Genomic DNA, 20,327 nt, shown 5'->3' on the forward strand with positions numbered 1-20,327 from the left:
ATGAATGCGAACGAAGTGATCGAGTCCTATGTGTCCGACGTGGCCCTGCAGTTGCCGCGCAAGCAACGCAACGACGTGGCCTACGAGCTGCGCGCCCTGATCGGCGAAGGGCTGCAGGACCGCGCCGAAGCCGCGGGGCGCGAGCCCGACTCCGCGATGGCGATCGCGTTCCTGCGCGAGTTCGGACGTCCCGACGAGGTCGCGGCGCGCTACCGCCCCCACCTGAGCATCATCGATCCCGCCGACGCGCACGCCTTCCTGCGCGCTTCGGTGATCGGCCTGCTCATCATCTGGGGCCTGGGGCTGTGGTCCAGCCTGAGCCAACCCATCGACCCCGGCGTCAGCCTGCTCAGCGCCTTCGGCCATCGCTGGGGTTACTGGTGGGGCAGCGTGTTCGTGCCCTCGCTATGGTGGCCCGGCATGCTGGTGACGGGCTACGCCCTCGCCGCCTGGATCCGTCGGCGCTGGCCGCAAACCGCGCAGTGGGAACCGCGCTCGGGCGACCGCATCCAGGGCGGCCGCGCCGCCATGGCGCTGGCGTTGGTCGGCATGGCTTGCGGGCTGTACATACTCACCCAACCGACCGTCGTGCTGGATCTGGCCTTCGGAGGTCGCGCCGCGCCGGCGGCCTACCAGGCCCTCACCTACACCGATACCTTCCTGCAGCGCCAGGCGCCCTGGATGTTCGCGCTGCTGCTGCTCAACCTGCCCTTCTACGCCACCGTCATGATCCGCGGCCGCTGGTCGCCGGTGCTGCGCCGCATCGAAACGGTGTTCGTCCTGCTGACCTGCGCGGCGATGCTGTGGGTGATCGTGGACGGCCCGGTGATGATGACTCAGACCAGCGATCGCACGGCCAAGGCCTTGATGGCGCTGATCGTCGCGTTCTCGCTGCTCACCACCGCCTTGCTGGCGCTGCGCAAGGTCAAGCCGGCGCCGGATCGGGTGGAGCGGGCATGACGGCGCTGCGCAAGCGCTGCCTGGACCTTACTCGCACCGGATAGCCCTACACCGAGCGTTGTCCCCACGGCCGATCGCGCTTTAGCGCGCTCGGCCGTTTTTTTTGGCCCCTGCGTGCACCGGATCGCGGGGATGGCTGCACCGAGAAAGAGCGGCCATTCAATCGCAGCCGCCCGTGCGCACGAATGCCAGGTCCTCGTAGTCGTAGCTGAAGTCCGCTTCGGGATCGACCTTGGCCAGGGTCATCGCCCCACCCTGAGGCGCCTCGCCCGTGGCGAAGTCCAGCCAAGCCTCGGCGTCGACACTGTCGTCGTCCCAGTCCACTAGCCAGCGCTGTCCCACGCGCTGCACCGTGCCGCTGAGCATCGGCGATTTCCGGGATACGAAGCGAACCCGCCCGTCCTGGGCGCATAGCGAAACGCCGCCGAACCATGGGTCTTGATAACGACCCAACCAGCCTTGCATCGCGTCGATGCTGGCCGGCGCACGCGCGGACGTGTCGGGCGCCCGTTGCGCGGCCGGCGTGTTCGCGCGCTCGCGCCTCAATGCCTGCGCGTAGTAGGCAACGTCGCGCCCTTGCGAGGGTGCGGCGTAATGCTTGACCAGCACCTGATTCAGCACCGTGCGCGCTTCCTCGGCCTCGCCGTTGATCAAGATCACGAAGCCGACGTCGCGCTCCGGCAGCATGGTCACCACCGAGTACATGCCCATCAGGGTGCCGGTGTGCGACACCTTGAAACTGCCGTCCACGTCCGACAAACGCCAGCCATACCCGTAAGCGCTGTAGCGGCTGCCGTCCCAGTCGCGCTGACGCTGCGACACCGGCATCGGCATCTGCGGGGCCCATAGCGCGCGCCGTTGTTCGGCCGACAGCCAGGGCTGGGCCGGGTCGTCCGGACGCAACCAGGTCCGCAGCCAGATCAGCATATCGTCCAGGCTGCAGCGCACGCCGCCGGCCGCGGCCATGGTGCTATTGGCGATCACGGCCCCGTCCTCGCGCACCGGCAGGTTGCGCAGGCCCTCGCGCCGGTGCGGCTGGGCGACGTTGCCGACCTCGTCGCGCCGCCATTCGCCGACGCGACAGCGTTTCAATCCCAAGGGCTCGAACACTTCGCGACGCAGCAGTTCTTCGTAGGGCACCCCGCCCGCCACGGCGGCGACTTCGCCGGCAACGATGTACATCAGGTTGTCGTAGTCGTAGCGCGAGCGGAAGCTATGCACCGGCTTCAGGTAGCGCAGCCCATGGATCACGTCGGCGCGGCTGAAGCGGCTCGGCTCCGGCCACAGCATCAGGTCGCCAGCGCCCGCGCGCAGGCCGCTGTCGTGGATCAGCAGGTCGCGCACCTGCATCTCGCGCGTGACCCAATCGTCGTACATGCGGAACTGCGGCAGGTACTTGGTGACCGGATCGTCCCAACGCAGCTTGCCGGCATCAACCAGACGCGCGAGCAGCGCGGTGGTCATGGACTTGCTGTTGGAGGCGATCTTGAACAGCGTTTCGGGCGTGACCGGCTCGCCGCCACCGGCGACCAACTCGCCGACGCCGCGCCGGTATACGACCTCGCCGTGTTCGATCACGCCGATGGCCAGACCGGGCAGGCGGTAGCGCTGGACCACCTCGTCGACGATGGCGTCCATCGCGGCTTGCGGCGGCGGCGCCTGCTGCGCGAGCGCGGGCACCGCGCAGCCGAGCGCGGCGAACAAGATCAACCAGGGACGCTTCATGCGGTCAGCCACTCCTGCGCCGGGCGCTCGTCGGCGATCATCGCATCGAAGTCCTGGCGGCGCCGTACCAGCGCATAGCGGCCGCGGTCCAACAAGGCCTCGGCGGCCAGCGGCCGCGAGTTGTAGGTCGAGGCCATCGAGGCCCCGTAGGCGCCAGCGCCCGCGATCGCGATCAGGTCGTCCGCGCGGCAGGCCTGCATCCGCCGCTGCAGCGCGAAAGTATCGCCGGTTTCGCAGACCGGGCCGACCACGTCGTAGGCGACCGTCTGCGCATCGCGCCCATGCAGGGGCAGGATGTCGTGCCAGGCGTCGTACAGGGCCGGGCGCTGTAGATCGTTCATCGCCGCGTCGACGATCAGGAAGTTACGCGCCTGGCCGGGTTTGACCCGGATCACGCGGGTCAACAGCAGCCCGGCCTCGGCGACCAGGTAACGGCCGGGTTCCAGGATGAGGCGGCCGGCGAATCCGGCGAAAGTCTCGCGCAGCATGGCCGCATACTCGTCCGCGGTGAGCGGCGGATCCTGGTCCTGTCGGTAGCGCACGCCCATACCACCGCCGACATCGATGCAGCTCAGCGCGTGGCCCTGGCCGGCCAACTCCCGCGCGAACGCAGCTACGCGCTGCAAGGCCAGGCGGATCGGCGCCAGTTGCAGGATCTGCGAGCCGATATGTGCATGCAGGCCGTCGAGGCGGACATTGGGATAAAGGGCGGACTCGGCGAACCAGCGCTGCGCCTCGTCTATCGACACGCCGAACTTGTTCTCTGACTTGCCGGTGGAGATCTTGGCGTGCGTGCCCGCATCTACGTCCGGATTGACGCGGACCGACGCCTGCGCGACGACACCCAGCCGGGCCGCGACGCGCTGCAGGGTCTGCAGTTCGTCCTGGGATTCGACGTTGAAGCGCCAGACGCCAGCCGTTAGCGCCTCCGCCATCTCGCCGGCGGTCTTGCCCACGCCCGAGAACACGATAGCTTGCGGCGGAATGCCGGCCCGCAGCGCGCGTCTGAGCTCGCCGACCGACACGATGTCGGCGCCGACGCCCTGCCCGGCCATCATTTGCAGTATCGCTAGACTGGAATTGGCCTTGACCGCATAGCAGATGCGCGCGTCCAGCCCCTGCAACGCGTCTTGCAGGCTTTGCACGCGTTCACGGATCGCGTTGGCGGAGTAGACATAACAGGGGGTGCCGACCTGCTCGGCGAGGGCGTGCAGGTCGACGCCATCGAGACAAGACGCAACTTCGGTCATTAAGCATCCGAGCGGGTAGCAAGAGGCAGGCTCGCCGTCGTGCGAAAGGGAAAAAGCCGGCGAACTGCAAGCCACAGCTCGCCGGCAAGGGGGTTTTAGAAGTTAACGGAAACGGTCAACTGGGCATGCCGCGGTTCCTGGAAGCTACTCCCAAGACCGAAGCGTTCGTTCGGGGTACCGATGCTGTCCTGCGGCTCCAGGTCCTGGTCGACCGCCAGTTCGCGCTGCTGGTTGAACAGGTTGTAGACGGCGAACTTAACCCTCAGATCTGCGCGCCCCAGCTTGGCCTGGTAGGTCACGCTGGCACCGAGGTCATAGGTCCAATCGGTACGCCCGTAGCCTCCACGCGGCGACAGCGCGTACACACGCTGCGACGCCGGGCCGATGCAGTTCTGCACACAGATGTAATAACTATGGAAATCGGTTTCGTCGAATGGATTACCGGCCCCGAAACCGGTGATCGGCGAGCCCGACTTGACGTCCAAGGTCGCACCAAAAAGCCAGTGACCTCCCACAGCATATGCACCGCGCAGCTTCAACTGGTGGCGACGGTCGTTCGCCAGATAGCCATAGCCGTTGTAGTTCACCCACGGATTGTCGAAGTTCTCGGTACGGCCGCTATCCGCGAAATCCGTATCCGAATTAACCGGACCTTCGGCGTTGCCTTCATTCTTCGAATAGGTGTACGAGGCATTGAACGCCCATTTTCCGTCCCAAGCGCGGTCCAACTGCAACTCGATCGCCTTGTAGGTGCGACGCGGTTTCACCCAGCCGGTCTGACCGACATAGTTGCCCGCAGCGTCGTACAGGGCCCAGCCCTCGCGCGAGGTATCGATATCGATCCAGCCGTCGTTACTGCCGTCGCAGTCGGTATCTCCCCAGACCGTGTTGACCCGACCTGGATTGCCCATGATCCAGACCCCATCGATCTCGCCGCAGCGCCCGGTCGCCGTGATGTTCATGTCGTCGATGGCATCGTGCAGCTTACGGTAGGTACCGGTAATGCCCCACGACCAATGGTCGCCAAACATCTGCTGGAAGCCGAGGATAGCCTCGTCCTGATAGACCGGTTCCATGTCGCGATTCACTTCAGCCCGCAGGTCCGGCACGGTGCCGTCGCCTTGCGAGTTGTCAACCGGCCCGATCTGACCGCCGAGGATGGGCGTGTTCTGCGGCCCCGTGCCATAGCCCAGGAACTCGTACCAGGTCCGTTCGTCGAGGAAGCCGCCGGCCTGCTTGATGTTGATCACGTTGGCCACGGGCAGGAAATAGCGGCCGACGTTGCCGAACAACTTTGTGGTGCCGTCTCCCTTCATGTCCCAAGAGAAACCGAAGCGCGGCGCGAGCATATCGTCGATCTTGATATAACTCTTGCCGTCGCCGCCCTTATTGTCGAACGCCTCCAGACGCACGCCCAGGTTCAGCAGCAGGTTCGGCGTGATCGACCAATTGTCTTCCAGGTAGTAGGCCGAATTGATGGTTTCGAAACTGCCGTCGACTTCAAGCCGTCTCGTGCGAACGACGAGGCCGCTGGCCGGCACGACGCCGCCGTTGAGCGGCGCGCCCGGATTTCGATAGTAGACGTCGTATCGGTAGCCGCTGGGTCCGGGGTAGTAGCGTTGATAATCCGAAGTATTCTCCTCATGGTCCAAGCCGAAGCGCAACAAATGGTCGCCGAGTTGCCACTCGAAGTCGGCGCGCGCAGCCTTTCGATTGTCGATCGCATTCTCGATCAACGGGCTGGACGTACAGCCGCGATCTCCCTGCAGATTTACTGGAACACCTTGGCTAGCCGTACGATTCTCGAACACCCGGTTACAGGTGATGTCGTTGAGGCTACTTTGGGCGCGTTCTCGCTCATTCTCGCCGTACAGCAGCTTCATTGAGAAGGAGTCCGACAAGTAGCCGGAGTACGACAGGGCCCAGTTGGTTCCGCCCGTGTCGTTATATATCTGATTGGTGCGCTGCCCCCTGGTTTTCGTGTCGAAGTCGTATCCGAAGACATCGGTGGTCGTACGATTCTTGTCCGAGAAGCCAAACACGGACAGCAGGTGATCGTCGTTGATCTGCCAGTCCAGCTTACCGCCCCAGAACGGGTCCTTGGCCTCGCCCATGTTGTAGACGGTGCCGGCATCGTTGGTGTTGCGCGGCGTGTAGTCGCGGGCTTCGTACATACCGAAGAAGAACAGGCGATCCTTGATCAGCGCGCCGGAGGCGAATGCGTTGAGCGTGGTGCGGCTGTAATCGTCTTGACTCGCGGTCAGATAGCGCTCGACATCGCGATCGAAGCGGTCCTTGGCCGCCGACTGCCACGCGCGCGGCTCGAAATTGAGCTCAACCCCGGCATGGAAGTCGTTCCCGCCCGAACGCGTCACGGCGTTGATCACGCCGCCGGTGCTGCGGCCGAACTCGACCGAGTAGCCGCCAGTCTTGACCTGAAACTCCCGGTAGAAGTTGAACGGCACCGAGGAGAAGCCGACTCGGTTGTAGAAGTCGGTGACGTTCAGGCCATTGATATAGACGGTATTTTCCGCCACCGAGGAACCGCCGAAGGATAGGCCCTGCCCGCCCAGCGAGCCCTTGCCCTTGACGACGCCAGGCGCCAGCAGGGCCACCGAAACCACATCGCGTTCGACCGGCAGCACATCGATCTGCTCGCGGGTGATATTGGTCGCGATCTCGGTCGAGCTGACATCGACCGGACTGATCCCCCGCGTCCCCACCACCTGCACCGCCGCCAGATCCGTGGCCGCCTGCGAGCCGGCGTTGACGTTGGTCGTGGTGCCCAGGGACACCGTCACCGGCGTCGGCTCGCCGGCCGCGCCGTCGATGCTGGTCTGCAGGGTGTACTGGCCGACCGGCAGGAACGGAAAGCGATAGTTGCCCTGTTCGTCGGCCTTGACCGTGCGGGTGAAGCCTGTGTCCGGGCTGCGGATGGTGACTTCGGCGCCGGGCGTGGTGCGGCCCGCCAGCGAGCCGTCGTTGTTGGCCGCCAGCGCGCCCATGGAGAGCGAGCCGAAGCAGAGCCCCATCGCGACGCAGAGCGCGGTCTTCCTCATCGTTGTTGCGCGCATGTTTCCGTTTCCCCTAGAGCATGGCCGTGTGGTGAGCTGCCGCTACGGCGCGTGGCCGGGCAGCGGCAGTACTTGTGCTTTGAAGCGGTAGTCCCACTGATCGAAGTAGAGGTTGCCCCCCGCCCACTCCACTTCGCCGCGCTGCGAATCCACGGTTTCCGAACGGAAGTGCCGTTTCGCCGGGACCAGCTCGGTCCCGTAGTCGTCGTTGAACGCAATGCGGTAGGCATCGAGTCCGCCGAAATAGAACCACTCGACGCCGGGATCCTTGGCGTCCTGGAAGCGTCCCGTGGTGACGTCCATCGGGACCCAGCCGTAGGGCGCCAGATACAGCCAGCCCCAGTCGTGCAGGTTGTCGTAATCGCCGTCGGAATAGACCATGCCCGACTGCCAGCGCGCGGGTATGCCGTTCAAGCGCAGCAGGGCCATCAGCAGCAAGGTCTGCTGCCCGCAATCGGCATGGCCGGCACGCAGGGCGTAATCGCTGATGTTGGACAGCGTCGAGTATTCGCGCGCGCCGGCCCAGGGGATGCGGTCGACCGCGGCATAGAGCTTTTTCGCGATGCGCGCGGGATTGGTCTCGTCGCCGACGACCTCGCGCGAGTAGCGGCGCAGCGCGTCGGTGTAGACGATGTGCGGCGCGCGCTCGCCCAGGTAGGGCGCGAGCTCGGGGCGCTCGCCCAGCGCCCGCACGCGCTCCGGGTCGATGCGGTGCACCTGGCCGTAGACGGTGAGCTCGTAGCTGATCGAGAACGTGGTCGGCTGGCCGGCCTTCGCGGCTTGCTCCAGATAGACCGTGCGCTGTTGCGCCGATTCGGGCGCGATGCGGTGGGCGACGGGCGCGCTGGACAGCAAGACCAGGTCCTCCTGTTGGCCGGGACGCAGGCGCGGATACGGGATCCAGGCGCGCACGGTCTCGCCAGCCGGCACCGCGTCGGCGTTCACCACGATGGACTGGGTCACGCGCACGCGGCGCGGGGCGACGCTGCGCTTGCCGGTCGCGCGCGCTTCGCGCAGCGCCTCGTCGTGATAGGCGTTGGCCTGCTCCATCGGTCCGCCGCCGGATTTGCGCGGCGGTCGACGGCGCGCATCGGCGGCGGGATCGAGCAGGAACAGGTTGGAGACGGCGCGGCTGAAGTAGTAGGACTGGCCGTCGATGTCCAGATGCTCGAGCCGGTTGCTGCGCTTCCAGGCTTGGAACTCTTCTTCGCGCAGATCCGGCACCAGCTCGCCCAACTTGCGTCGCGCTTCGGTCTCGCTGAGCGGAAAGTCCAGGCGGATGCGACGCATGCGCTCGCGTTGGAAGTCCAGCGCCGCGCGCTCGTCGGCGCTCAGATTCGGACGCGCGAGCGCCGCGTCTATGCTCGCGTGGGCGTCGAGAAAGCGGCCGTCATCGACCAGGGCGACGATATCGGCGGGGCCACGGTCGTAACCGGCGTAGGCCGCAGGCAGCGCGAGCAGCAGGCCCGATAGGCACAGGCTGCACACACCCAGGCACATGGTGCGTGCCGGCGACGTCGCCGAAGCTAGCGGAAGCACGGAAGTTTCCACGTCGCAGCCAGACCATCCGAGGACCCAGTCACGGCTGTGTAACATGGCCGGACGGGCTGGTCAATAATTTATTCTTGACAAATTCTCGTTGTGAAGTATGTATTCCCACTGAGCCGGTCGCGACGACCGCCCGGCGCTAGCGAGGGGACGCGATGATCGAAACGGTCTGGCCATATCTGGCGGTGGTGCTGCTGGCGGCCGGGCTGTTTCCGTCGCTGGAACGGCGCTACGGCTGGCGCCTGTTCTCAGTGCTGCCGCCGATCGTGCTGACCTATCTGCTGGTGACCGCATTGGCGGTGGCCGGCCTGTGGCAGAGCACGGCCGAGATCGCGGCGGCCCAACGCCATCTCACCACGCAACTGCTGCCGGCCCTGCTGTTCCTGCTGATGGTCGGCTGCGACCTGCGCGCGATTCTGGCGTTGGGCCCACGCATGCTGGCGGTCTTCGCCTGCGCGATGGCCAGCATCCTGGTCGCGATCGTGCTGGCCTATCTGATCTTCCGCAACGCCCTGCCCGCCGACGGCTGGAAGATGCTGGCCGCGCTCAGCGCGACCTGGACCGGCGGCTCGGCCAATCTGGTCGCGGTCAAGCAATCGATCGGCTTGCCCGACAACCTGCTGCCGCCGGTGCTGCTGGCCGACGCGCTGTGCTATTCGGTGTGGGTGGTGCTGCTGTTCTCGGCCGTGCGCTTCGCGCCGCGATTCAATCGTTGGACGCGCGCAGACGAGCGTGCGCTGCCCATGGCCGCCGCGCCGCTCGCCCATGGAACGGCCAGTGCCGGCGGCGTGTTGCTGTGGTTGGGCATCGCCCTGCTGGTCGGCAATGCTGCGATGGCGCTGGCCGCGCAACTGCCCGCGCAGGGCTTCCTCACCGGCACCGCCTGGACGGTGTTGATCGCGACGGTCGCTGGGCTGGTGCTCGCGCGCACGCCGCTGGCGGGCTCGCCGGTGCCCGCACCGCTGGCCGGCGCATTGCTGGCCTGCCTGGTCGCGGTGCTGGCCTCGCAGAGCAATTTTGCCGGCATGTCGGCCGCGCCTCTGTTCCTGCTGGTCGGCTTTACCGTGCTGGTGCTGCATGTCGCCCTGTTCGCGCTGGCCGCGCGCGCGTTCCACTTCGATCTGTACTTGTGCGGGATCTCTTCGCTGGCGCAGATCGGCGGCATGGCGACCGCGCCGGTGCTGGCGGCGACGTACTCGCGCGCGCTGGTGCCGGCGGCGGTGCTGTTGGCGATGCTGGGCCTAGTGCTGGGCACCGGCATCGGACTGTTCATGGCCGGCGTGCTGTCCGGCCTTTCGCCCACGGGAGTCTGATCCGATGCGTGCGCTCCTCGTCCTGCTCGTCGCGGCCGGCCTCTACAGCGCCGCGCCGCGGTCGCTCGCGGCGGCGCCGCCCGCCGCGCTAACCATCCCCGCCCACGGCGTGATCGGCGTGGAGGAACGCCAATTGAATGCGGATTACTGGATCCAGCGGCAGGCGCGCGCGGACCGCGTGGTGCTCGACACGAAGGCGATCGCCGGGCAGAACGCCAAGCTGCGCGAGCTCGATGCCTCGGTGCACGACCTGGAAGGCCTGCCGGCGACGGTCTCGCGTCAGCAGATCCGCGACTGGATCGCCTCCGTATCGGAGCGGCCGACCCAGGCGCTGTACGACGACCGCGGCCAGCCCATCGCCGCCCAGGTGCTGGACGGCCTGCAGACGGCGCTGGATCTGGACGCGATTCCGCAGCAGCAGCCCCTGCGTTACGGCCTGATCGTGCACCGCGCCGACCTGCGCGCATTCCCGACGCCGCTGCGGGTGTTCAATTCGCCCGACGATCACGACATCGACCGCTTTCAGGAAAGCGGGCTGTTCCCCGGCGACCCGGTCGCGATCGCCCACGAGAGCCGCGACCGCCAATGGTGGTTCGTGGTCAGCCCGCTCTACACGGCCTGGGTCGAGAAGCGCCACGTCGCCGAGGGCGAGGCCGGGACGGTGTTCGGCTACGGCCGGCGCACGCCGCAGTTGATCGTCACCGGCGCGACCGCGCGCACCGTGTACACGCCCGAGCAGCCCAAACTATCGCAGCTGCAGCTGGACATGGGCGTGCGCGTGCCGCTGCTGGCCGACTGGCCGGCCGACCGCCCGGTCAACGGCCAGCACCCCTACACCGCGCACGTGATCGAACTGCCGCTGCGCGGCGACGACGGCCGCCTGAGCTTCGCCCCGGCGCTGCTGCCCAAGACCCAGGACACCGCCGCACAGTACCTGCCGCTGACCAAGGCCAACCTATTGCGCCAGGGTTTCAAGTTCCTCGGCGAGCGCTACGGCTGGGGCCATTCCTACAACGCGCGCGACTGCAGCGGTTTCGTCTCGGACGTGTACCGCAGCTTCGGCGTGACCCTGCCGCGCAACACCCGCGACCAGGCGGTAAGCCCGGCGCTGAACCGCATCGCCTTCGGCGAGCAGGACGACCGCGCCGCGCGCATGAAGGTGGTGCGCGAGCTGCAGGTCGGCGACCTGATCTACATCCCCGGCCACGTGATGATGGTGATCGGCGACCGCGACGGCGAACCCTATGTGATCCACGACACCACCGGCATCAGTTACCGCGACGGCGAGGGCCGCATGGCCCGCGCTCACCTCAATGGGGTATCGGTATCGCCGCTGACGCCGCTGCTGTTCGACGAGGCCCACAGCTACGTCGATCGCATCACCAGCATCCAGCGTATCCGCCCCTGAGCGCCCCACTACCACGAAGCGATCGGAGCTCCATGAAAATCACCGACATCCGGTTCGGCATGCTGCGCGTCCCGCTGAAGACGCCGTTCAAGACCGCCCTGCGCACCGTCGACACGGTCGAGGACATCGTCGTCTCCGTGCACACCGACAGCGGCCAGATCGGCTACGGCGAGGCCGCGGCCACCGCGGTGATCACTGGCGACACCCACGGCTCCATCGTCGAGGCGATCCGCAAGTTCATCGCCCCGCGCCTGATCGGCGAGGACATCGCCGACCTCAACCGCCTGACCCAGCTGGTCCAGGGCGCGCTGGAGAAGAACACCAGCGCCAAGGCCGCCGTCGAGATCGCGCTCTACGACCTGTGGGGCCAGCTCTACGGCGCCCCGCTGTACAAGATGCTGGGCGGCGGCGACCCGGTCATCGCCACCGACATCACCATCAGCGTCGACTACATCGACAAGATGGTCGCCGATTCGATGAGCGCGGTGGAGCGCGGCTTCGAGTCGCTCAAGATCAAGGTCGGCAAGGACATCGGCGTCGACATCGAGCGGGTCAAGGCGATCTACGCCGCGGTCGAGGGCCGCGCCCTGCTGCGCCTGGACGCCAACCAGGGCTGGACCGCCAAGCAGGCGGTGTACGCGATCCAGCAGCTGGAGGACGCCGGCGTGCGCCTGGAACTGGTCGAGCAGCCGGTCAAGGCGCAGGATCTGGACGGCATGAAGTACGTGACCGAGCGCGTGCATACTCCGATCATGGCCGACGAGAGCGTGTTCGGCCCCACCGAGGTCATCGATCTGATCCGTATGCGCGCCGCCGACATCATCAATATCAAGCTGATGAAGACCGGCGGCATCTCCAATGCCATCCGCATCGCCGACATCGCCGCCCTGTACGGGGTGGAATGCATGATCGGCTGCATGATCGAAACCAGCATCAGCGTCGCCGCGGCCGTGCACGTGGCGGTGGCCAAGGCCAACGTGATCACCAAGGTGGACCTGGACGGGCCCTCTCTGTGCGCGTTCAATCCGGTCGATGGCGGGGTGATCTTCAACGAGTCGGAGATCTCGGTCACCGACGCGCCCGGCCTGGGGATCCGCGAGATCCGCGGCCTCGAACCCCTGCCCGGCTGAGCACAGGACCGCCCCGTACATGTCGCCGCTGTTGAAAATCCGGGCCGAACGCGACCGCATGTCGGCGATCGAACGCCGCATCGGCGATTTCCTGCTCGACAACGCCCACCTGCTGCGCGACTACTCCTCGCAGCAACTGGCCAACGCGCTGGGCATCAGCCAGTCCAGCGTGGTCAAGTTCAGCCAGAAGCTCGGCTTCAAGGGCTATCCCGACCTCAAGTACTCGATCGGCGAAGCGGTCGCGCGCGGCAACGGCAACGGCGAGGAACATGCGCCCACCGCCACCGCGGCGGACGACCCGCACACCGCGCTGGCCGAGGACCTGTGGCATCTCAAGGCCCTGGCGGAAGCCGAAACCCGCCTGATCAACCCGGCCGAGCGCATCGACGCGATCGCCGCGGCGATCGAGCGTGCCGGCAAGGTCTACATCATCGGCCTGGGCGAGGACGGCATCCCGGCGCGCGCCTTCGCCACCCGGCTGTCGATGCTGGGCATCGTCACCGTGCACTACGTCGACGCGATGCTGATGCAGGCCGGCATCTCCAGCGCGGCGGCCGGCGACGTGCTGCTGCTGTTCTCCGAACACGGCCGCCAGCCGGCGCTGTGCCAGATCGGCCGGCGCTTCCGCGAACGCGTGGGCCAGGTCGTCACCGTGACCCGCCACACCCCCAATCCGTTGCGCGCGCACGCCGATACCGCCCTGGTGGTGTCGGCGCACGACGAACGCCGGCATATCGAGCCGCTGCTGTACCAGTCGGCGCTGCAGCATCTGCTGGACCTGATCTTCGTGCTGCTGTGCGACGCCCACGAGGGCCGGCGCCGCCAGCTCGACCTCAACCTCGAGCGCATGCAGGATCTGCTCGACAGCTGACGCCACCCGAGGCCGCATGCGCATCCCGTTCCGTATCGCTCTGCTGACGCCCACCCTGCTCTTGCTGGCCGCCTGCGCCAGCGGTCCGGGCACGAACGCATCGTCGCCCTGGGGCAACGCGCGCCAGCTGGTGCTGGTGACCACCGACGGTTGGGACGCCAGCGGCGGACAATTGCGCCGTTACCAGCGCGACGGCGGCGATTGGCGCGAAGTCGGCGCGGCCACCCCGGTCACGGTCGGGCGCAACGGCAGCGCCTGGGGCCTGGGGCTGCACCCCGCCCAATCCGACGGACCACAGAAGCGCGAGGGCGACGGGCGCGCGCCGGCCGGCGTGTTCGCGCTCGGCACCGCCTTCGGTTACGGCGCGAGCGCGGCGACACCCATGCCCTACCAGGCCATGGGCGCCGACGACTATTGCATCGACGTCAACGCCTCGCCGCTGTACAACCGCATCGTCGACGCCGGCGCGGTCGGCCGCGACGCGGTCGCCGAGTCCACCGAGCCCATGCGCCGCGACCTGCATGCCGACGGCGATCAACGCTACCGGCTGGGCCTGGTGATCGAGCACAACCCGCAGCGCCTGAGCGGCGCCGGCAGTTGCATCTTCGCCCACCTTTGGAAAGCGCCCGGCGAGCCCACCGCGGGCTGCACCGCCATGGCCGACCCGGCGATGGAGGCCTTGCTGGCCTGGCTGCGCCCGCAGCAGCATCCGGTGTTCGTGCTGTTGCCGCAGGCGGAACTGCGCCGACTGCGGCAGGATTGGCGTCTGCCCGCGCCCTGAGCCGAACCATTCCTCGCCCACCACCCGGAGTCGCTGTCCGCATGTCGATGACCGCCCGCGTCCTGTCCGCCCTGATCGCCGGCGCCGCCGCCGGCCTGATCCTGGTCGCCTTGGCGCCCGAGGCCGCGCACGGCGCCGCGGCGGTGATGCAGCCGATCGGCAAGCTCTGGCTCAACGCCCTGCAGATGACGGTGGTGCCGCTGGTGGTGTCGCTGGTGGTGATCGGCGTGACCTCGGCCACCGACGCGGCCGCGTCCGGACGCACCGCGCGCCGTGCGATGGTGGTCTTCATCGTGCTGCTGAGCCTGGGTGCGGCCTTCGCCGCGATCGCCGCACCGGCCCTGCTGTCGCTGCTGCCGCGCGACGAGGCCTTGGTGCAGGCCTTCCGCACCGCCACCACGGCGCCGACCGCCACGCCGCCGGCGCTGGGCGATTGGCTGACCGCGGTGATCCCCAGCAACGTGGTCGCCGCCGCCGCGGCCAGCGCGATGCTGCCGCTGGTGGTGTTCGCGCTGTTCTTCGGCTTCGCCCTGACCCGCATCGATCAGGCCCGTCGCGCGCGCCTGGTCGAACTGTTCCAGGCCATCGCCGACACCATGATCGTGATCGTGCGTTGGCTGCTGTGGATCGCGCCGCTGGGCGTGTTCGCGCTGATGTTCGCGGTCTGCGCCCACGTCGGCGTGGGCATGCTGGGCGCAGTCGGCTACTACATCGCCCTGCAGTGCACGCTGTACATCTCGGTGACCCTGATGCTGTACCTGGTCGCGGCCGCGGCCGGCACGCCGCTGCGGCGCTTCGCCGCCGGCGTGCTGCCGGCGCAGACCATCGCCGCGAGCACGCAGTCCTCGCTGGCGTCGCTGCCGGCGATGGTCGACAGCGCACGCGTGCGTCTGGGCTATCCCTTGGAGATCGCTTCGCTGGTGTTGCCGATGGCGGTGTCGCTGTTCCGCATGACCAGTCCGATCCAGTACATCGGCGTGACCGCCTTCGTGGCCTGGATCTACGGCGTCGACCTGAGCGCGGCGCAGCTGGCCGGCTGCGCCGCGCTGGCGGTGGTGATCAGCCTGGGCTCGGTGGGCTTGCCCGGCCAGGTCAGCTTCATGGCGACCAACATGCCGGTGGTGCAGGCCGCCGGCCTGCCGGTGGAGCCCATGGGCCTGTTGCTGGCGGTCGACACCATCCCCGACGTGTTCGCGACCCTGGGCAACGTCACCGGCGACCTCGCCGCGACCGGCGTGGTGGCCGGCCGCGAGCGCGCGGCGGACGCGGGCGACGAATCCGCCTGAGCGCGTGGGTGCGTAATTGCGGCCGTCGAACCATGCCCGCAACGCCTCGATGACTCAGCCGACCCGCATCGACAGCTCGACGTCGTCGGCGAAGGGCACCGACAGATAGCCCGAGGCCGGCGCACGCACATGCGCGAGGTACTCAGGGCTGTTGTCGGCGTTGTCGGCCACGATCAGCGCGCCCGGCCGCAGGCGGGGTTCCACCAGCGCCAGCACTTCGGCGTAAAGCGATTTGGCGCCGTCCAGCAACAGCAAGTCGATCGAATCGGGCAGGTCCGAACTCAGGGTCTGCAATGCGTCTCCCGCGCGCACCTCCACCAGCTCCGACAGACCGCCCTCGGCAAGGTGCTGGCGGGCGCGCGCGACTTTCGCCGGTTCGAACTCGGTGGTGATGACGCGCCCGCCGCCGTTGTCGCGCACCGCCGCCGCCAGGTGCAGGGTGGAAATTCCGAACGAGGTGCCGAATTCGACGACGCTGCGGGCCTTGGCCGCGCGCGCCAGCATGTAGAGCAAACGACCGGTTTCGCGCGAGACCGGCAGCCACAGATCCTTCAAGCGCTCGTAAAAGTCCAGGTATTCGGTTTTGCTCTGCATGAGGCGCTGACGTTCGTCGCGCGACATCTCGGCGACGGCGGGGCTGGTCGCGGCGTCGGCTTCCGTGAAGAGGCGTTCGAGCAAGGGAGACAGGGGGGCGGTAGCAAGGGTGTTCATCGTCGTTTCGGCCTTCGTATGGGTGAATTCAGTGCAGGAACACAATACGAATAAATCGTCGTGTTTCGTATTCGCATTCGAATTCGGCGCATTCGACCGATGACGAATCGCGTGTTTTCCCGGCCATTTCGAGTGCAGGCCGACCGCGATATCCAGCGTTTTTTCGTGTCCCGACGCATGCCCGTTCGCGTTTCGGCTCGCCGATCCGGTGTTCGCGACGAGCGCCGACGACCTCCTCGGCTTTCTCGACCGGGCCTATGATGCGAATGTTTCGTCGGATTCACCGTCCGCATCGGCAGGCCGCCTCATGACCGCACGCAAAGCCCCCAGAATTTCCTCGCGCAAGCAACCCAAGCAGGCGAGATCGAACCTGCTGGTCACCGCGATCTTGCAGGCCGCCGCCCAGGTGCTGGCGGCGGAGGGCGCGCAGCGCTTCACCACCGCGCGCGTCGCCGAGCGCGCGGGCGTCAGCGTGGGTTCGCTGTATCAGTACTTCCCGAACAAGGCCGCGATCCTGTTCCGGCTGCAGAGCGACGAGTGGCAGCAGACCACCGACCTGCTGAGCACCATCCTGAAAGATGCCGGCACGCCGCCGCAGCAACGGCTGCGCAACCTGGTCCACGCCTTCATCCGTTCCGAATGCGACGAGGCCCAGATGCGGGTGGCGCTCAACGACGCCGCCCCGCTCTACCGCGATGCGCCCGAGGCCAAGCAGGCACGCGCCAAGGGCGAACGCACGCTCCAGGCCTTCATGCGCGAAGTGCTGCCGAACACGCGCAGAGCCGCGCGTGCGCGCGCCGGCGACCTCATCAGCACCACGCTGAGCACGGTGGGCAAGCAGTTCTCGGAATCCCCGCGCACGCTAGCGGAGATCAAGGCCTACGCGGACGCCATGTCCGACATGTTCCTGGCCTATATCGAGCGCATCGAACGCCCGTAAGCGCGATCGGCCATGCGGATGCCGGAATCGCCAGGTCGAGCGAGCGCGATGGCGGCCGGCCATGGACCGAGCCGGGCACGGCGCGGAACCGGGCTCAAAAAAATGGCAGGGAGCGCGGAGCCCCCTGCCACTTCATGAAGCTGTGACCTGAATCAGGCCGCGACTCAGAACGGGATGTCGTCGTCCGCGAATTCGTCGCCGAAGTCGTTGGACTTGGCCGGGGGCGCATCGCGGCGCGGGGCCGAGTCCTGACGACCACCACCACCGTAGCCGCCACCGCCACCGCCACCGCCGCCGGCCGGACGCGCGGCGCGCTCGCCGCCGCCACCGCCGCGGAATTCGCGACCGCCACCACCACCGCCGCCACCGCCCTCGCCGCCCGGACCGCCGAGCATCTGCATGTCGTCGGCGACGATATCGGTGAAGTACTTCTCGACGCCGTCCTGACCGGTGAACTTGTCGTAGCGGATCGAGCCTTCGATGTAGACCTGGCGGCCCTTGCGCAGGTACTCGCCGGCGATCTCGCCGAGCTTGCCGAACAGCTTGACCCGGTGCCACTCGGTGCGCTCCTGGGTGTTGCCGTCCTTGTCCTTGCGCACGCTGGTCGTGGCCAGGCTGAGCGTGGTCACGGCCATGCCGCCCTGGGTGTACTTGGTTTCGGGGTCGTTGCCGAGGTTGCCGACCAGGATGACCTTATTGATGCCACGTGCCATGAGGATGCGGGTCCTTAAGTTGTCGCCGAAAGCGGGCGATAGATAGTGAAGTATAACCGCCGGCCCAGGACCGTCGGGCCGCCGCCCGGCTCGCTGTCGGGAAATGCCGCGGCCCGGGGTAGGCCCGGGCGACCCGCCGGAGCGGCTGAGAGCCAATAGGGACGGGCTTTGCGCGACGCAGACCGGCCGTTCCCGGGCACAGGGCGCGCCGGCTTGGCGGCCAAACGGGGTCCGCCGCGGGCCGGTCCGCCCCGCCCCTGCGGCCTTCGGCGCCGCCGAGGCCCGCCGCCCCTGCGGATCATCCGCAGGCCGGCGCCGCCGCGGCCTCCACACCCCCCGCGCCTGCTCGTCACCCTCGCCTCCGTGGCCACCTGCCCTGCGCGGCGGCGGCCACCGCCACCGGGACCGAGCCGCGCCATCTGGCCCAAGAGAGCCGGAACGCGATCGCACGCGGCCGGCCGGCGACCCGCTCGCGCGCCGAAGTCGCCGAAGTGTGCTTCGCGCCGGGCAGCCGCGCGCACCGGCTCTTCCAATGCCACGCGCGGGGCTACTTCGTGGGTTCCGTCGATCGGCGCGAAGGCCTGGTTCTCCATTGCTCGCGAGTGCAATGAAGACCGCGCCGATCGAATGAGGCCGATCGCTGGACGACGCCGCGCGACGCGCAACGCCTGCCGCAGCTGAGCTTCATCGATCGCGCGCTAACAGGTTAGCGACGCACGACACGCGCATCTCAATGCAACGCGAGTCTCACCGTACCGTCGCGTGCGCATGCCGCGCGCGAACGCAAGCGCCGCGCGACACCGGCCGCATACGAAATATTTCATCGCGTGTCCGGTCGCGCGTTCCATCGCCGTTCTTCTCCCAGTACCCCGAGCCAAGAACGGCCAGGCAGGCCGGCAGCGACGCAGCTGCTCAGATTCGGCGACCCAAGGAAGGAGTGATGTATGCCGCATGGCGCAGCGCTAGGACGATCACCCCACATACGCGGATTCCTCTACGCCAGCGACGCCTGCGCGAAGGTCGCCGAGCGCTTGCCGGTGATCGCCGGCAGCGATTCCAGCGTGTTGATCGTCGGCGAGACCGGCACCGGCAAGGAGATCTGTGCGCAGGCGCTGCACTATCTCTCGCGGCGCTCGGCCGGGCCCTGGGTCGCGGTCAATTGCGCGGCGGTGCCGGTGGAACTGATCGAGAGCGAGCTGTTCGGCCATGTCAAAGGCGCGTTCACCACCGCCCACAGTTCTCGCCACGGCCTGGTCAAGGAGGCCGAGGGCGGCACCATGTTCCTGGACGATATCGACTGCCTGCCCTTGCTCGCACAGGGCAAGCTGCTGCGCTTCCTGCAGCAGCAGGAGTACCGCCCGGTCGGCTGCAACGCCGTGCAGCGCTCGGATGTGCGCGTGATCGCGGCCAGCAATCGCGACCTGCGCGTGCTCGCGCGTCAGAACAGCTTCCGCCAGGACCTGTATTTCCGCCTCAACGTGCTGCCGATCGCCCTGCCGCCGCTGCGCGAGCGGCGCGAGGACATCGCCCTGCTGGCGGGCCACTTCGTGCATCAGTTCGACCAGTCCCACGGCGGCGGCGACGGCCGCCGGCTCACCGCCGAAGCGCTGCAGAAGCTGCTGGCCCACGACTGGCCGGGTAACGTGCGCGAGTTGCGCCACGTGATCGAGCGCTCGGTGCTGCTGGCCACGGGCGACAGCATCGGCGCCGACGACATCGACATCGATCCGGACCTGGACGCGGACGAGGGTGCGGGCGTCGGCAGCGGCGAACTCGCCGGCGAGTCCTTCCAGTCGGCGAAGAAACGCGTGGTCGATCGTTTCGAGCGGCAGTACATCGAAACCCTGCTGGCCTTGCACCACGGCAACCTCACCCATGCAGCGCACGCGGCCAAGAAGAACCGACGCGCGTTCTTCGAGCTGGTCCGCAAACACCAGATCGACACCCGTCGCTTCAACGACGCCTCCTGATGACGCTCACCACGACCACCACGGCGCCCGGCGCCGGCGATGCGCTGCGCCCGATCCACGCCGGATCGCCGCCTGCGCCGCCCATTCGCGCGGAATTCGTCTGCGCGGAGACGACGCACTGTCGTAACGACGACGCGCCCGGTCGGAATCGTCCGCGTTCCAGGACAAAAACGCCCTACCGCTCGCAGCGCGTCGCAACAGGCTTTGGCGGCATCGACGCTGCGCGGATGCAGGACAAAGCACGGCCGACACCGGCCCACGCGGCTACGCGCACCCGTTTGGAATCAATCGTTTGCGACACCCGCGCACTTGGCACGCGACTTGCGCTCTTCAGTCCAAGGCTGGGACGCATGGACGACTACCCCGAAATGCTAGCGATCGTAAGAGCTCTCGCCCGCTACCTGCGGGTGAACCCGAACAGTTCCGATACCGCGGAAGGGATCGCCATGTGGTGGTTCCGCGAACAAACCGTGGTCGACGGGCACGCGCTGCTCGATGCCTTGGATTGGATGCGCGAACGCGGCCTGGTCGAAATGCTCAGCGCCAGTAGCACCGGCGACCGCTACCGCTGCATCGCCAGCGCCGACGAGCTCGACGGCGTGCTGCAGGAACTGTCGAGGCGCCGGCTGACATGACGCCCGCTCACG

General features: G+C 67.6%; 16 protein-coding genes. 10 read left to right on the forward strand and 6 right to left on the reverse strand.

Annotated features, from left to right (window positions below):
• A complete protein-coding gene (locus BMZ45_RS01625; protein ID WP_091631635.1) occupies positions 1–960 on the forward strand; it encodes a hypothetical protein in 960 nt (319 codons plus the stop codon).
• 159 nt (positions 961–1,119) lie between these two features.
• Here BMZ45_RS01625 and BMZ45_RS01630 read toward each other — a convergent pair whose 3' ends face one another.
• The 4 genes from BMZ45_RS01630 to BMZ45_RS01645 form a co-directional block, all read right to left on the reverse strand.
• The gene (locus BMZ45_RS01630) at positions 1,120–2,685 is read right to left on the reverse strand and encodes a serine hydrolase (RefSeq protein ID WP_091631638.1); all 1,566 of its coding nucleotides are present in this window, start codon (positions 2,683–2,685) and stop codon (positions 1,120–1,122) included.
• The gene (gene lysA / locus BMZ45_RS01635) at positions 2,682–3,935 is read right to left on the reverse strand and encodes a diaminopimelate decarboxylase (RefSeq protein ID WP_091631642.1); all 1,254 of its coding nucleotides are present in this window, start codon (positions 3,933–3,935) and stop codon (positions 2,682–2,684) included. Before lysA ends, BMZ45_RS01630 begins: the two co-directional genes overlap by 4 nt.
• A 95-nt stretch (positions 3,936–4,030) precedes the next feature.
• Positions 4,031–7,009 carry a TonB-dependent receptor gene (locus tag BMZ45_RS01640; RefSeq protein ID WP_091631644.1) on the reverse strand — a complete coding sequence of 993 codons (2,979 nt, stop codon included), beginning with the start codon at positions 7,007–7,009 and terminating at the stop codon, positions 4,031–4,033.
• A gap of 42 nt (positions 7,010–7,051) precedes the next feature.
• On the reverse strand, positions 7,052–8,509 hold the full coding sequence (locus BMZ45_RS01645; protein WP_091631647.1) for a transglutaminase-like domain-containing protein: 1,458 nt from the start codon (positions 8,507–8,509) through the stop codon (positions 7,052–7,054).
• A 203-nt stretch (positions 8,510–8,712) separates the two neighbouring features.
• Here BMZ45_RS01645 and BMZ45_RS01650 point away from each other — a divergent pair, with 203 nt between their 5' ends.
• The 6 genes from BMZ45_RS01650 to BMZ45_RS01675 are packed head-to-tail and all read left to right on the forward strand — an operon-like array spanning position 8,713 to position 15,346.
• Positions 8,713–9,870 (forward strand): DUF819 family protein, encoded by a 1,158-nt coding sequence (locus BMZ45_RS01650; protein ID WP_091631650.1) that lies wholly within the window; start codon positions 8,713–8,715, stop codon positions 9,868–9,870.
• Positions 9,871–9,874: 4 nt separating this feature from the next.
• Entirely contained in the window at positions 9,875–11,278 is a 1,404-nt protein-coding gene (locus BMZ45_RS01655) for a C40 family peptidase (protein WP_091631652.1), read from the forward strand.
• 32 nt (positions 11,279–11,310) lie between these two features.
• A complete protein-coding gene (locus BMZ45_RS01660) occupies positions 11,311–12,408 on the forward strand; it encodes a dipeptide epimerase (RefSeq protein WP_056181377.1) in 1,098 nt (365 codons plus the stop codon).
• Positions 12,409–12,427: 19 nt separating this feature from the next.
• Positions 12,428–13,279 (forward strand): MurR/RpiR family transcriptional regulator, encoded by an 852-nt coding sequence (locus BMZ45_RS01665; RefSeq protein WP_091631655.1) that lies wholly within the window; start codon positions 12,428–12,430, stop codon positions 13,277–13,279.
• 16 nt (positions 13,280–13,295) lie between these two features.
• The gene (locus BMZ45_RS01670) at positions 13,296–14,060 is read left to right on the forward strand and encodes a L,D-transpeptidase family protein (protein WP_091631658.1); all 765 of its coding nucleotides are present in this window, start codon (positions 13,296–13,298) and stop codon (positions 14,058–14,060) included.
• Between the two features lie 41 nt (positions 14,061–14,101).
• The gene (locus BMZ45_RS01675; RefSeq protein WP_091631660.1) at positions 14,102–15,346 is read left to right on the forward strand and encodes a dicarboxylate/amino acid:cation symporter; all 1,245 of its coding nucleotides are present in this window, start codon (positions 14,102–14,104) and stop codon (positions 15,344–15,346) included.
• 54 nt (positions 15,347–15,400) lie between these two features.
• On the opposite strand, the gene BMZ45_RS01680 is transcribed toward BMZ45_RS01675, so the two are convergent.
• On the reverse strand, positions 15,401–16,057 hold the full coding sequence (locus BMZ45_RS01680) for an O-methyltransferase (RefSeq protein ID WP_091631662.1): 657 nt from the start codon (positions 16,055–16,057) through the stop codon (positions 15,401–15,403).
• Between the two features lie 307 nt (positions 16,058–16,364).
• Here BMZ45_RS01680 and BMZ45_RS01685 point away from each other — a divergent pair, with 307 nt between their 5' ends.
• Positions 16,365–16,997, forward strand: a complete 633-nt coding sequence (locus BMZ45_RS01685) for a TetR family transcriptional regulator (RefSeq protein WP_091631665.1) — start codon at positions 16,365–16,367, stop codon at positions 16,995–16,997.
• Positions 16,998–17,161: 164 nt separating this feature from the next.
• On the opposite strand, the gene ssb is transcribed toward BMZ45_RS01685, so the two are convergent.
• On the reverse strand, positions 17,162–17,710 hold the full coding sequence (gene ssb, locus BMZ45_RS01690) for a single-stranded DNA-binding protein (protein ID WP_091631668.1): 549 nt from the start codon (positions 17,708–17,710) through the stop codon (positions 17,162–17,164).
• Positions 17,711–18,654: 944 nt separating this feature from the next.
• Here ssb and BMZ45_RS01695 point away from each other — a divergent pair.
• Together BMZ45_RS01695 and BMZ45_RS21040 are read left to right on the forward strand one after the other, a co-directional pair.
• Entirely contained in the window at positions 18,655–19,680 is a 1,026-nt protein-coding gene (locus tag BMZ45_RS01695) for a sigma-54 interaction domain-containing protein (RefSeq protein WP_091631670.1), read from the forward strand.
• Entirely contained in the window at positions 19,680–20,315 is a 636-nt protein-coding gene (locus BMZ45_RS21040; RefSeq protein ID WP_139215355.1) for a hypothetical protein, read from the forward strand. Before BMZ45_RS01695 ends, BMZ45_RS21040 begins: the two co-directional genes overlap by 1 nt.
• Positions 20,316–20,327 lie beyond the last annotated feature (12 nt).

The sequence above is a fragment of the Lysobacter sp. cf310 genome (assembly GCF_900114355.1).
Lineage (GTDB): Bacteria > Pseudomonadota > Gammaproteobacteria > Xanthomonadales > Xanthomonadaceae > Lysobacter.

Excerpts from the sequence above, each read along its gene's own strand:
- BMZ45_RS01625 (WP_091631635.1), top strand. The coding sequence starts at position 1 with ATGAATGCGAACGAAGTGATCGAGTCCTATGTGTCCGACGTGGCCCTG.
- BMZ45_RS01630 (WP_091631638.1), bottom strand. The coding sequence starts at position 2,685 with ATGAAGCGTCCCTGGTTGATCTTGTTCGCCGCGCTCGGCTGCGCGGTG.
- lysA (WP_091631642.1), bottom strand. The coding sequence starts at position 3,935 with ATGACCGAAGTTGCGTCTTGTCTCGATGGCGTCGACCTGCACGCCCTC.
- BMZ45_RS01640 (WP_091631644.1), bottom strand. The coding sequence starts at position 7,009 with ATGCGCGCAACAACGATGAGGAAGACCGCGCTCTGCGTCGCGATGGGG.
- BMZ45_RS01645 (WP_091631647.1), bottom strand. The coding sequence starts at position 8,509 with ATGTGCCTGGGTGTGTGCAGCCTGTGCCTATCGGGCCTGCTGCTCGCG.
- BMZ45_RS01650 (WP_091631650.1), top strand. The coding sequence starts at position 8,713 with ATGATCGAAACGGTCTGGCCATATCTGGCGGTGGTGCTGCTGGCGGCC.
- BMZ45_RS01655 (WP_091631652.1), top strand. The coding sequence starts at position 9,875 with ATGCGTGCGCTCCTCGTCCTGCTCGTCGCGGCCGGCCTCTACAGCGCC.
- BMZ45_RS01660 (WP_056181377.1), top strand. The coding sequence starts at position 11,311 with ATGAAAATCACCGACATCCGGTTCGGCATGCTGCGCGTCCCGCTGAAG.
- BMZ45_RS01665 (WP_091631655.1), top strand. The coding sequence starts at position 12,428 with ATGTCGCCGCTGTTGAAAATCCGGGCCGAACGCGACCGCATGTCGGCG.
- BMZ45_RS01670 (WP_091631658.1), top strand. The coding sequence starts at position 13,296 with ATGCGCATCCCGTTCCGTATCGCTCTGCTGACGCCCACCCTGCTCTTG.
- BMZ45_RS01675 (WP_091631660.1), top strand. The coding sequence starts at position 14,102 with ATGTCGATGACCGCCCGCGTCCTGTCCGCCCTGATCGCCGGCGCCGCC.
- BMZ45_RS01680 (WP_091631662.1), bottom strand. The coding sequence starts at position 16,057 with ATGAACACCCTTGCTACCGCCCCCCTGTCTCCCTTGCTCGAACGCCTC.
- BMZ45_RS01685 (WP_091631665.1), top strand. The coding sequence starts at position 16,365 with ATGACCGCACGCAAAGCCCCCAGAATTTCCTCGCGCAAGCAACCCAAG.
- ssb (WP_091631668.1), bottom strand. The coding sequence starts at position 17,710 with ATGGCACGTGGCATCAATAAGGTCATCCTGGTCGGCAACCTCGGCAAC.
- BMZ45_RS01695 (WP_091631670.1), top strand. The coding sequence starts at position 18,655 with ATGCCGCATGGCGCAGCGCTAGGACGATCACCCCACATACGCGGATTC.
- BMZ45_RS21040 (WP_139215355.1), top strand. The coding sequence starts at position 19,680 with ATGACGCTCACCACGACCACCACGGCGCCCGGCGCCGGCGATGCGCTG.